The 12,524-nt window shown below is 30.1% G+C and carries 16 protein-coding genes; 13 read left to right on the top strand and 3 right to left on the bottom strand.

Features of this window, described 5'->3' with window-relative positions; genetic code table 11:
- Nucleotides 1-55 precede the first annotated feature (55 nt).
- On the top strand, nt 56-184 hold the full coding sequence (locus C1I91_RS29525; protein WP_275051642.1) for a hypothetical protein: 129 nt from the start codon (nt 56-58) through the stop codon (nt 182-184).
- A gap of 284 nt (nt 185-468) precedes the next feature.
- Here the strand turns inward: C1I91_RS29525 and C1I91_RS28475 are convergent, their stop codons facing one another.
- Nucleotides 469-639, bottom strand: coding sequence for a hypothetical protein (locus C1I91_RS28475; protein ID WP_164880686.1), 171 nt, complete (start codon nt 637-639; stop codon nt 469-471).
- A 330-nt stretch (nt 640-969) separates the two neighbouring features.
- Here C1I91_RS28475 and C1I91_RS28470 point away from each other — a divergent pair, with 330 nt between their 5' ends.
- The 6 genes from C1I91_RS28470 (at nt 970) to C1I91_RS27315 (ending at nt 5,289) form a co-directional block, all read left to right on the top strand.
- Complete coding sequence (locus C1I91_RS28470) at nt 970-1,125, top strand: hypothetical protein (RefSeq protein WP_164880685.1); 156 nt, start codon at nt 970-972, stop codon at nt 1,123-1,125.
- Between the two features lie 434 nt (nt 1,126-1,559).
- The gene (locus C1I91_RS27335) at nt 1,560-2,126 is read left to right on the top strand and encodes a GNAT family N-acetyltransferase (protein ID WP_128215757.1); all 567 of its coding nucleotides are present in this window, start codon (nt 1,560-1,562) and stop codon (nt 2,124-2,126) included.
- A gap of 334 nt (nt 2,127-2,460) precedes the next feature.
- Nucleotides 2,461-2,997, top strand: a complete 537-nt coding sequence (locus C1I91_RS27330) for a Uma2 family endonuclease (protein ID WP_128215756.1) — start codon at nt 2,461-2,463, stop codon at nt 2,995-2,997.
- Between the two features lie 201 nt (nt 2,998-3,198).
- On the top strand, nt 3,199-3,477 hold the full coding sequence (locus tag C1I91_RS28465) for a hypothetical protein (RefSeq protein ID WP_164880684.1): 279 nt from the start codon (nt 3,199-3,201) through the stop codon (nt 3,475-3,477).
- A 217-nt stretch (nt 3,478-3,694) separates the two neighbouring features.
- Entirely contained in the window at nt 3,695-4,819 is a 1,125-nt protein-coding gene (locus tag C1I91_RS27320; protein ID WP_128215754.1) for a radical SAM protein, read from the top strand.
- A gap of 290 nt (nt 4,820-5,109) precedes the next feature.
- Nucleotides 5,110-5,289, top strand: coding sequence for a hypothetical protein (locus tag C1I91_RS27315; RefSeq protein WP_128215753.1), 180 nt, complete (start codon nt 5,110-5,112; stop codon nt 5,287-5,289).
- A gap of 97 nt (nt 5,290-5,386) precedes the next feature.
- Here C1I91_RS27315 and C1I91_RS27310 read toward each other — a convergent pair whose 3' ends face one another.
- Nucleotides 5,387-6,154 carry a hypothetical protein gene (locus C1I91_RS27310; protein WP_128215752.1) on the bottom strand — a complete coding sequence of 256 codons (768 nt, stop codon included), beginning with the start codon at nt 6,152-6,154 and terminating at the stop codon, nt 5,387-5,389.
- Between the two features lie 652 nt (nt 6,155-6,806).
- On the opposite strand from C1I91_RS27310, the gene C1I91_RS27305 reads away from it, so the two are divergent.
- The 5 genes from C1I91_RS27305 (at nt 6,807) to C1I91_RS28460 (ending at nt 10,129) form a co-directional block, all read left to right on the top strand.
- Nucleotides 6,807-7,196 carry an ACT domain-containing protein gene (locus C1I91_RS27305; RefSeq protein ID WP_128215751.1) on the top strand — a complete coding sequence of 130 codons (390 nt, stop codon included), beginning with the start codon at nt 6,807-6,809 and terminating at the stop codon, nt 7,194-7,196.
- A 224-nt stretch (nt 7,197-7,420) separates the two neighbouring features.
- A complete protein-coding gene (locus tag C1I91_RS27300; RefSeq protein ID WP_128215750.1) occupies nt 7,421-7,846 on the top strand; it encodes a hypothetical protein in 426 nt (141 codons plus the stop codon).
- Nucleotides 7,847-8,134: 288 nt separating this feature from the next.
- Nucleotides 8,135-8,452 (top strand): PadR family transcriptional regulator, encoded by a 318-nt coding sequence (locus tag C1I91_RS27295; RefSeq protein WP_128215749.1) that lies wholly within the window; start codon nt 8,135-8,137, stop codon nt 8,450-8,452.
- A complete protein-coding gene (locus C1I91_RS27290) occupies nt 8,452-9,735 on the top strand; it encodes a DUF2812 domain-containing protein (protein WP_238476070.1) in 1,284 nt (427 codons plus the stop codon). The genes C1I91_RS27295 and C1I91_RS27290 overlap by 1 nt, the downstream gene beginning before the upstream one ends.
- Before the next feature lie 217 nt (nt 9,736-9,952).
- Nucleotides 9,953-10,129 carry a DUF6440 family protein gene (locus C1I91_RS28460; RefSeq protein ID WP_164880683.1) on the top strand — a complete coding sequence of 59 codons (177 nt, stop codon included), beginning with the start codon at nt 9,953-9,955 and terminating at the stop codon, nt 10,127-10,129.
- Nucleotides 10,130-10,250: 121 nt separating this feature from the next.
- On the opposite strand, the gene C1I91_RS27285 is transcribed toward C1I91_RS28460, so the two are convergent.
- Nucleotides 10,251-10,727 carry a DUF3237 domain-containing protein gene (locus C1I91_RS27285; protein ID WP_128215747.1) on the bottom strand — a complete coding sequence of 159 codons (477 nt, stop codon included), beginning with the start codon at nt 10,725-10,727 and terminating at the stop codon, nt 10,251-10,253.
- Nucleotides 10,728-11,213: 486 nt separating this feature from the next.
- Here C1I91_RS27285 and C1I91_RS27280 point away from each other — a divergent pair, with 486 nt between their 5' ends.
- On the top strand, nt 11,214-12,458 hold the full coding sequence (locus C1I91_RS27280) for a DUF4272 domain-containing protein (RefSeq protein ID WP_128215746.1): 1,245 nt from the start codon (nt 11,214-11,216) through the stop codon (nt 12,456-12,458).
- Nucleotides 12,459-12,524 lie beyond the last annotated feature (66 nt).

Raw genomic sequence — 12,524 nt, 5'->3', positions numbered from 1 at the left:
ATGCTCTTTTTGGGTTATATGTAGTTTTTGATTAGGTACTTATACAAAGACTACTTTGGGAGATACTGCATTAATTTTTAGAGAAGCTGAGATTCAAGGTAATCTTGGTAGACAAAAATATGAGCATAAAGAAAATAATGATAAAAGCTATAGCAAGGATAAAAGATGTAATGGCTTTGGATAAAGTAAATTTATAGATAAATATATGTAAGATAAGAATAAATCCCAGATATGCTTTTGCTGAACAGCTGAAACTTTCTAGTATAACCAATTAATTTTAATGCAAATATATTTTTAAATTTTAAAATAAAAGTGTATTTAAGCAAATTTATAGTTTATTTCTAAGGAACATTTGATATAATATAAATAATAAGAGGCTTAGTGCTGTAACACTAAGCCAATCCTAGAACGTTTTTTAGTTTTAGGGCTATTATATTTTAGTTAAATAAACTAAGCTAAGAAAAAGTTCTACTTCTTGCTGGATGGAGAACTTTTTTCTTTTGTCGTAAATTTTACTTTAAGACCTTTAATACTAAAGTTAATTTCAAAATCACAAGATTTTGAAGTTGGTTTTAATCCTATAATCATAACTAACATAATTATAATAGTTATTAGAAATAAACAACTAATTAGTATCATATCCAATACCACCCCCTTAAGCTATGATGAAAATTCACCAATAGCCCAAGGCGGAAACGTACAACCACCGTAGCCATCCACTTCTACGGTTACGAATTTTTACCTGCATAGTATAGCATGATTCTTATGTTAAGTGCAGTAATATATAAAGAATAAAATATAGATTATGTAATATAAAAAACTAAGTAAAATTAAAAAGTGAATATGCAAGGTTAAGACTTAGGGGAAATATACCTCATCTTATTATATAATTATTGGATAAGGTAAAGGAAAGAGATAAAAGAATTTGCTATGTTGATAAAACAATAGAAAATGGATGGAGAAAAATGTATGATAGAATGTCAGCTATGTGAAGAGTACTTCGATGAAGAGGATATGGCAGAATGTCCAGAATGTTTAAAGGAAATGTGTGAAAGTTGCTATGAAATGCATGCTCCTATTTGTTTTTATGTTTCAGAGCATGATAATAGTGATATTGATAATTAGTAAATATTATTTACTAACGTAAAAATAATTATCACTAGAAAACCTTATGTAAGGAATGGATAACTAAAATTCTTTAGTACTTTTATATGCAAATATGAAAGTATAAAATTATAGGAAACAATAGCTAAACAGCACTGATATTATTAAAATGTTAGTGCTGTTTTTTAGTATAAATGTATATATTATCAAAAGACTGTGCTATAGTGTATCTTGGAAGTATTTGAAGGAGTTGTTGCCAATGAATAAGATATTGAGATTTAAGAATTTATATAAGACTACTTCCAATTTAGCAGATTAAAGATATTTTGATTTATAGTTAAAATGAATACTTGAGTATGCCTTCATAATATGCGACTAGCTATATTGGAGTAGTTAATGAACTATTTCAGTGGATATTTATGTCCAGATTTTTATTTTATGGAGGCAAGGTAAAAATGAATTGTAAATTAAATATAAGAAGCAACACTTTAGAAGGAAAATATGAAGGTTGTGTGTTGGAAACGGAAAGATTGAGTTTACTACCATTGCAGTCACACCAGCTTAAACTATCATTAGACAATTATGCAAAAATGCAATATGATCTAGGATTAAGAGTAACTGATACTGAACTAGATGAGGAAATGCAATATGCCATGCAGGTAAGATTAAAGAAGGTACTAGAAGATCCTAAAAATTATCTATGGCTAACTAACTGGGCTGTTATACTAAAAGAGGCAAAAGAAATAGTTGGATTTATTATGCTTAAGGGGTATCCTAATAAGTTTGGTGAAGTAATCGTTGGATACGGTATTACTGAAAGATATAGAAAAAATGGATATGCTTCTGAAGCATTAAAGGCAATAGCACAATGGGTATTTAAAAACCCACAAGCAAAGTGTGTTATTGCAGATACGGAAAAAGGTAACATACCCTCACATAAAGTCTTAGAAAGTGCTGGTGCAGTGAAGTATAAAGAAAATGATGAAATAGTATGGTGGAGAATAGATAGAAGTTCAATATAAACTGAATATATTATGTGATTTTTATTGGACAACTAAAATCTTACAGTTAAGCTCATTAGGTGTTAAATATAATTAATGGCACAAAAACCATGAATAATATTGGTAACTATTATCCATGGTTTTTATATTCAAAAGGATTTGCTTGGTATATAACTACAGTAACATAATGTTATTAGAATACTAAGAAATTCGCTGTTAAACATGGAAGCAAAACGAATATTTAAGGAAAGATGAGTAACATAAAATATTAAAAGGATTGGAACCATAACTGCAATTAAGGTATAATAAGCTTTAAGAATAGGCTCGGAATAAAATATAGGAAGAGGTGCTTTAAATGTCTAACTTGAATTACTATGATGATAATATTACTGTAGAATGGGTGAACGGCATAAAATACATGAGTCCATCACCGCACCCAAATCATGGGGTAGTTTATAAGAAAATATTTATTAGAATAGCAAATTATTTGGATGGCAAAGAGTGTGAACTTTTTCCTGACAAAACTGACTTATACTTATCAAATCCTGAAGAACCAATAAATATAAGCGAATTGAAAAGGCCAATTGTTCCTGATTTATTTATAGTATGCGACAATAAATTTGAACTAGTAAATAATAATATTGTAGCCATTCCTGATTTTGTTTGTGAAATAGTTAGCCCAAGTTCAATAAAAATGGACAATGAAATAAAGAAAGAACTATATTTAAGCAAAGGTGTTAAGGAATATTGGATAATCAATTATTTAGATAAGACAATTAAGGTTAATTTTGATGGAAAGGAAAGTGTTTTTTCTTTTGAAGATGAAGTAAAAGTTAATATATTTGATGACCTTTCTATATGCCTAAAAGATGTAAAATTGTTTGAAGTATAAAGTTCTCCTGTTGAAGATTGGATTTTTGAATGTGAAAATTATAGTTAGATAAATTTATAGTTTATTTTTAAGTTAGGTTTGATATAATATAAATAAGAAAAGGCTTAGTGCTGTAACACTAAGCCAATCCTAGAACGTTTTTTAGTTTTAGGGCTATTGGATTTATCTAAAAGCTAATATAGAAATTAGTGCTTGCGTTTGGTGGACGGAGCACTTTTTTCCTTTGTCTTAAATTTAATTTTAAGACTTTTAATACTGATATCTAATTCAAAATCGCAGAATTTTGAATTAGGATTTAAAGCAATAATTATCAGTAAATTTATAATTATTGTAAGTAAAGTCATAAATGCAATTAGTATCATATCCAATACCATCCCCTTAAGCTATGATGAAAATTCACCAATAGCCCAAGGTGGAGAAAACGTACAACCACCGCAGCCATCCACATCTACGGTTACAAGTTTTACTTGGATAGTATAGCATAAGTTTTTATCAAGTACAGTAACATATGAAATATAGAATAAAGTTAAAAGGAGAAGTTTTAATAACTATCTCCTTTTTAATTACATACAAAAGAGTACAATTGATATATAATTGTATTGGTTCATATATGGCTTCTTAAGAAGAATATGTGAAAGAGAATAGCAAGAAGATTTGAATTAAGTCTTCAAGAGGGTTAATTAGAGGAGGACACTTTATGAAAATTTCAAAGAAGGATGCGCTAATATGGTTTGAATTTTTTTCAATGTTACCAGAAGATGAGGAACCAATGACAAAGCAACAAGAAATCATTTACGCAACCTTTGCACAGATTGAAGCTGCGATTGATCATAGAAATGATATGTTAATGTCAGAAATTAAGAATTTAAAAACTTTATCTAATAGAACTTTTTATGTAGGTAGTGATGTTAAATTTCCAAATGGCTGCCGTTCTTGTTTAATGGGAACTGGCTTGAGTGCAATTAGGAAAACTAACAAATGTAATATAGAGTGTAAGTTTTGCTACAACTATGGGGAACTAGACTTTATTCCTCCGATTGGAGAAGGTATGTGGCAAATTGGAGAAACAAAGTTTTATGAGAAGGATATTGATTTACTTCTTTCCATACACAAGAAGCCTACAGGCATTTCCTACGTTTATTTAGAACCGTTCATGGAAATAGAAAAATACTACTCAGTAGTAAAGAAGTTTAGTGATGCTAAGATTCATCAGCATTTATACACAAATGGGATTTTAGCTACAGAAGAGACTTTGAAAGCTTTAGGAGAAGCTGGTCTTGATGAGATACGTTTTAACCTAGGTGCATCTAAGTGTTCTGACAAAGTTATTGAGAATATTAAAATAGCAAAGAAATATATTAAAAAAGTAGGCATAGAAACTCCAATGACGCCTGAGTTCTTTGAAGCTTTCTTTAATAAAAAGCAAGCAATCTTAGATACAGAGCTGGACTTCATCAATTGTGCAGAATTACATTTAAATGAGAATAACATAGACAATTATTATGGAGAGAACATGTATATTTCAAGACATGGCTACATATCTCCAACTTGGAGTAGAGAATTAACTTTGAAATTTATGAAAATAGCTGATGAAGAAAACTGGGATTTGGCAGTTCATGATTGCTCAAACCATACAAAGTTTGCTAGAGATTTAAACCTAAGCAGCAAAGAAGGTAAGTGGTTCGGAGCAAGTAGTTATGGCTGTGAGTTCTCAAAGATTCCATATGAAGTATTTTTACCAATACTCCGTGATGAAAACTTTAAGTTCTTAATTGAAGAAGAATTACCTAGCGGATACAGACCAGGTGAGCTAGTATTTTAAATAGCCTAATAATTTTGCTTCACATTTGTTTTAAGAAAAATGCCGCTAGGGACCTACTAGGTTCCAGCGGCTTTGTTTTTTATAATAAAGGGAACACTTCATAATAAAATTTATATTTTCAAATGATCATCTCAACCCAAAAAGGAGTTCTGAAAATAGGTTTTGGATTGAAGTGGTTGGTATTTATATATAATGTATTTTTAAGGAAATAGGCGGTATAATTAAAAGCGAAAAAGAAATTGTATTTTTATAGATGTATAAGTTTATTTAGTCAAGGAGCTGATAGTAAAATGGCTATAAATAAAAGAAAAAGAAAGTTAATCACAGGCTATGTTTTAGGGGTATTGTGTATTTTAGTTATAGTTTTGGCTTATATGAAAACAGGGGATTCAAGCAGACTTATACAAGTATTTGCACCTATTATGATTATGACTATTTCAACCATCTATTATAAAAAGAATATTATTTAGTATACTAGCTCCTAGAGGTCTTATAAAATGCATTTTTGTGTACTGTCAGATAGGGGATATTGCAATGCGACTCAAGTAAGCTATTATAGAGTAAATTTTAATTTTTATCTTTTAACTGCTCCAACTCTGAAATGAAAAGATCTTTATCTAACCCAGTAGTAATTGAACTATTTAGCACAGCTTTTGATGTAGAGTTTTTATTTTGCCTTTTAGATACCCTGGTTTCTATATCATTGCTTAAGGCTTGGTTATCTTTTAAAGCTTTATTAGAAATCTTATTTGAATCTATTTTGAACAAGCCTTCAAAGCCATTTGTAACACTTCTTTTACCAGCAATGTCTTTGGAAAATATCACATATTCATCATTGGGTTTTACAATGGGTATGCCAGAAAAGCTTAGTTGTACTTTCTTAGGCTTTACAGGGCTGATGTTTACAAAATCTTTTTTACCATTTGGATCTACATCATGCTTTAAATATTCATCATAATCAACAATCCCTCCCATAGATATGATATATCCTCCATCGTAAGAACCTTTATAAATTTCACTAACTTCTACAGTGAACCTTGTATATATAAGTGCACCATTTCCACAAAAGTAATAAGCAGATTTAATTTTTCCAAGGGTAACTAGGTCAGAATCATTAAATAAATCACTAAGGTTTTTAGAGGCTTTTGCCCAATCTGAAAGGGTAGATATCTTTAAAGTATCATTGGTACTTTCAGTGGGAGGGAGTGATTTGTCACTGGATAGCTTAATACTTTCATTATTAGAGTTTGGGGTTATCGTTTGATTGTTGTTGCAGCTTGTAAGTACAGAGAAAATAGAAAGTGCAATTATGATGTACATAGGATTCCTTTTCATAGAGACAGAACTCCTTCTCAATATATTAAATACTATTTCATAAATGAATACGATAAAATTTTTGAAAAAGTTTATTATATTTAAAAATGTCATAAAAGATGAAAAGCTTAATTCTTTATAGGTAAGCACTGAGGTGAGTTAATCAGCTTTTACTATTGTTTTCATAGTATTATAAATAAAGTATTGAGGAATATATTAATGATATGGCACAATAAAATATTTACTTTGGGAGTAAATGGATATGAGTGAGAAGCAAGATCCTTCTGTATCAAATCAACAGCAGAAGGAGAAAAAAGAGAACAATAAAGGAGTTAAGCATAGCAAGAAGGTACACAAAAAGGATTGATAAAAAGCTAATAAAGATAGAGAACAAAACACAGAAATGTTATAGAAATATACTAATTTCTGTGTTTTTATTTTACTTATGTTAAAGTTCCATGATTATATAAAGAAAGATTATGCCATCTACCAGATTTGTCGCATAGAAGAATTTTATTATGTAAAATATTTGCAATTAACTAACTGAACCATATATAATTAAAACCATAATCGATGGCTCTAATAACCTATAGTAGTACTAATATACAACTGTTATGGCTGTATTAAGCTTTCTAAATATGTTTTACTAATAAATAAGGATGGTAAGTAAAATATGACTAATAAAATATTAACTATGAAATTGATAGATAAAAGATATGGAGTTTGTAGGCTAGAAAGAGATGAAGCAATTCCTATATGGGCGCAGAAAGGCGACTTTTTCTCTATAACAAGAACTTATGAGGAACTGTCAATTGTCTGTGATGAAGCTAATATACCTGATGAGGTTAAGTGTGAAAAGGATTGGAGAGTGCTAAAAATAGAAGGCCCTCTAGATTTTTCTCTTATAGGAATACTTGCTTCAATCAGTACAATTTTAGCACAACAAAGTATAAGTATATTTGCCATATCAACCTATGACACAGATTATATACTTGTTAAGAATAAAGATATAGATAAATCGGTAGAAACACTTATTGCCAAAAACTATGAAATATTAGGTTAAGTAATGGGAGAAACATATGTATACAGAATTAGACTATAAAGACTTTAATACTGTAACTAATCTTGAAATTGATTCTTGGATAGCTTATTATTAAGGATAAATTCTCACCACTTTGAAATAATAAAATTATGATATTGGATTAAGTTTAGACTATGTGTAGCAGGTGCTTTAATAGTGCTAAATCTAAAGTATATTTTCATAAATTATTAAAAGGAAGTGGTTTAATGAAAGTAGAGGCGTATTTTGATAGTATAAAAACTGCAAGAGAAACAGTTGATAAACTTAGAAATGAAGGATTTAAAGGTGCTTTTGTTGATATTAATGAGCACAATAATAATATATATTCACAAAGGGGCCTTGTGGGGTCTGATGAAATCCCAACCTTATCTTCAGCTGTACTAGGTGATGATGATAATAATTCACCTATAGCAGCAGCAAGTCCAATGGCAAGCGGTATGGCTGGCTTCGAAGAGATTGCTAACATAAACTGTAAGGTAGTTGTTGAGGCTAACGATGGCGAGGTTGAAGGTGCAAAGAGTATAATAAAAGATATGGGAGGAACCACAGAAAACTATAATACTGGAAGAATCCCAGAAGGGCTTGATAAGATAAATGAAGATTATCTTATTCTAAAAAATTTAGATGATTAAATTATTGAGGAGATAGTGGAATTTAAGCTATCTTCATTTTTGCCATTAAGGACAGTAAAAAGGTTATTATCTAAACGTAGTAATATAAAGGCTTTAGAGTTGATGTTTATGTTAAACAGTAAAAAATAAAATTATGTCGCCTGACAGAATTTCTTCACATATGTTCAGAAAAGGCAGCTGCACATAAAAAGTAAGATTTTATGTTATTTATGTTTAATATTGACAATATCGATACGCGATAATATAATTGGCTTATGAATATCGTGTATCGATATTAAGGAGTGAAAGATGGCAAGAGAACAATTTCAAAATCTAACAGAGCCTATGTACTATATACTTATGTCTTTGCTCAAGGAGCAATGTGGGGTAGATATAATGGAGGCTGTTTATAAGATATCTAATGGAAGAGTTAGAGTGGGGCCAGGAACCTTATATGCTCTTCTTGGAAAGTTTGAAAAAGAAAAAATGATAATAGAAACTGAGGTTCAAGGTAGAAAAAGAAGTTATATTATAACTGAAAAGGGTAAGGAAATTCTACTGGAAGAACGTAGACGATTAATTACTATGGTTGAGGATTGGGATGATTATATGGAGGATAAGCTTTGATGAGTATAAATACTAAGATCACATTATTTATTTTCTTCCCACATGAATGTGAGGCGGTGGAAGAATATCTGGAAGGTATGGCAGTTAGGGGGTGGCTACTAAAATCTATAAGCGGCAATATATTTAGCTTTAAGAGAATAGAACCTAGAAAATTAAAGTATTCTGTAGACGTGCTGCATAAAATTTCTGAGTTTGATCATAAGGATACAAATGTAGCTCTAGAATATAGAGATTACTGTATTGCAGCAGGCTGGAAATATATATGTCAAAAAGGAAAGGTTCAAGTATTCTACTCTGAAGAAGGAGCAGACACAGTACCAATATACACTGAAGGCAGTGAAAAGTTCAAATCTATTTTAAAAGCATCCATAAATTTTGTTATTGCTCAATTATTGGCTATGTTTATTTTTATATTTAATATTTATATACAGTTATTTGATAATGTAGATACAGCACTTTCTAATAGCTACACTCTAGTATTTATAGCAGTAATGGTTACTTTTGGAATAGTCACTAGTATGGAGTTAATTGATTTCTTTTTCTGGTTAGTTAAAAATATACGTTATTTGAAGCAGAATAAAAACATAAAATATAGTAATTTTAAGAGGATACGAATTAAAAATCTAGTAAAAGGCTTAGCTGCGCTTTTACTTATATTTTCATTAGCTTTAGAAGGTGGGAAGACCGTAGGGCAAGGGGTTTCTCTTGTTGGATTAATGTTTATCCCTATAATTATCTCTATTGTATTAGCTATTATAATAAATAAGAAGCACTACTCAAGAACTACTAATATTATTTTATATGTTGGTGGCTTTATAATAGGCATATTGCTCTTAGTTCATGTAATAGGAAATGATTTGATTAGTCATTTAGATAGTAATAATTTGAATAAAGCCTCTGACAAAGTAACCCTATCGTTAATTGATTTTGGGTATAAGGATAAATCCCCATATAGTTCTTTCAAAAAAAGTATCATAGCTGAAAAGCTAGAATATTCAAATAGTGATGGAGAAAATGACTTAATGTATACAGTCTTTAAAAGTCGATATCCTGTAGCAATTAAGCTTGATGAAAGCATGATACTTGAGAGATTAAGAAGGAATAACTTAGGAGTGAATCTATATAAAAGTAAACTGCCTAATAATATAACGGTATATCATGATGATAAAAAGAGAAATTATATTTTAGTTTCTGAAAATAAGATTGTTAATATAACAAAAGGCTTTAACAATATAAGTGAAGATGAAATCTTAGCTTCTTTTTATAATAAGTTCTTTATTTAAAACAATATTAATAAGGCTCGTTGAAAGTTGGACAGAGTTCAATCAACTTTTAACGAGCTTTTTTACTTTATACTACTAATATTGTATATAACTAATATAAAAAGAACTTAAATCTACAATAATGCTATATTTTTTTGCAAGTATAGTTATATAATGTAAATAATGGCTATAAATATAAAATTTTAGCCTAACTAAGTATCAAAAGGAGGAATTCTGATTGAGCAATGATAGATTTAAAACATTGTATCAAAAAGGTGTTGTAACTCGGCATGTAGTAATTGTAGATTCTGAGACTGGTGTAAACTATTTGTTCGTATGTGAAGCTTCAGCTGGTGGACTCACTGTATTATTGGATAAAGACGGGAAGCCTTTAGTTACACCAGTAGAAAAGTAAAATATATAAATCAGGTGAAATAGGTAGAGAAGATTTAATAATAAAGGAGAAATAAATATAACCATCCTACATTATTCTAGATTATAAATGTAGGATGGCTATATTATTAAGATCTTTTTGATTAGCAAATCTTATAAAACTTTAACAGCACATTCTCTGGAAGTCTGGTAGCATAGCAAACAAATATATGATCCATCATCCATTTGTATTTTTCAGTATAAGTTTCAAAGATTGGTATAGTTCTGAAGTAGTAGGCATTAGGATCTACGAACTTTCCTGATTTTACTGCATCTACATACTCAGGTGGTACGGTACGAACTCCATTGTTTTCTATATATATAGTAGCTCCATCCTCTAGTTCTATAGCATATCTAGCAGAAAGTTCACACTTCCCATCTGGGCGAATTATTTGACTATCTATTCCTCCAGGTAAAACCTTACCTTTGAAGCCATTTCCACTTACTTCTCCAGATAAAATAGGAATTAATTGTCGTCTTCCTACCACTTCATCTTGTCCAACTACAATAGGTTTATCTACTGCTATTGTAATGCTGAATACTTCTTCATATTCCATTTCCTTAATTTCAACTGTGTTCATATAGTCACGTCCTTTATATTTAATATATTAATCTCATTTATAGGTTATTAGTTAACTTAATTCTGCTATTTAAATTATACATTTTTTAAAAACAAGAATACAGTAAATTAGTTCTTCACATAAAAAGGAATAATAGTAAAATGGTAAGCTTTCTGTTTTTATTGGGTTTTATAATTTAATAAGAGTGAAAATTTATTGTTGTGCTGGATAATTATATTATGTGTAGATTAAACTTTTTATAAAAAATATGTTTTCTCTGTATCAGTTAATAAATTTAGGTTAGTTTTTTAAATTGCAATATGAATATTTAAAATGCATTACTAAGTTTAATCTACTAGTAATGCATTTTTAGTTAATAAGACCAAAAGTAATATACTTTTCTGTTAGTCGACAATTTTAGAAAAGGTAATTTTGAGATGTAAGAAAAAGTGAGAATAAATACATAATATGGTATAATTGTTAGGTAATTATGTTAGGAGGCTACATATGGGAATATTTAATAGAAAGAAGAAGCAAGAAGCTAATGAGAGTAGCGAGAAGCAAGAGCAGAATAAGGCAGTATTGACTCTATACTCTGTTACATTGGATAGTTCTATAATTTATGATACAGCAAAAGAAGAATTCGGTAGTGTAATTAAGTCAATAGAAGGCATAGATAATGGGTTAGAGTTTATCTTCAAGGATGAAACGAAAATTCAATTTTACTTAAGTGATGAAATTGACTATATAAATAGACAAACTAGTGGTATGGCTAACTTTTTCTCAAAGGCTCCGTTAGAAAATAAAGAAGTACTTGAGAAAGCTTTACTACAAATACGTATGTTTACTTGTATTACTGGAGTTACTTTTGAACTTAACGAGGATGAGCAAAGGACAAATTATATTATAAACACTATCTATAAGATAGCGGATAAAACTCAAAGTCTCATTCTTTACCCTAGTATGGAGCTTTATACCTCTGATGGAAAGCTGCTTATATCCATGAGCGGGCATACAGATTTTGATGATTACTATCCTATAGCACCGGCTGATTTATTGAAAAGGGATGTAGAAGTAAGTGCTAAGGATGAAGCTAGATATGAGGAGATTATTGATGAGTGTGATAAAAAGGGTATACCACATACTAGCTATATGTTAGGGACTCAGATTATGGAAGAAGAAGTAATTGTGCCAAGTGCAATGGATATAGCAAAAAGAGCAGTAAGTGTATTTGGCTGTGCTTTATGGGCGGAATGCTTGCTTATGGAAGGTGGATCTATGGAGCTCGCTAAGTCTGAATTTGAAGCGATGAATGAAAGATATTCATTTGCAGAATGTCTTTCAGACAAAGAGAAAGCTTATATAGGTGATGATAACCCAGATAGAATTCAATCAATACAATTTTCCTGGCAGTATGAAAGATGTGCGGTTTTATTATGGGCTCTTGGATTTATAGAACTAAAATATCCTACTGAAATATGCAATGTTCGTGAGATTGCAAACTTATTAAGAAACTACAATTCCTTTGAAGAGCTTGTGGCAGCCTCAAGGTTAAGAAGTAATGAGGAACTTTTGGACATGCATACTAGAATACTATACTACAATTGGGCCTGTGTAGAAGCAAGAGTAAATAATCAACAGATGCCAGCAGGGCTAGATGGTGGAGTAGTACAAGAACAGCATTTTGCATTAAACTGGCTCATAAGTGCCAATGGACAGTGTGGATGGGATGATATTTGTCCTAATACATAGTGGGAAGTACTGGGAATTGATATTTTAATACATTTGTATATAATAATAATTGAGATATAAAAACAC

The organism is Clostridium manihotivorum, assembly GCF_004015185.1.
GTDB lineage: Bacteria > Bacillota > Clostridia > Clostridiales > Clostridiaceae > Clostridium_AR > Clostridium_AR manihotivorum.
Note: the sequence above shows the minus strand (reverse complement) of the source record. Positions and strands in the feature narration are given on the sequence as shown.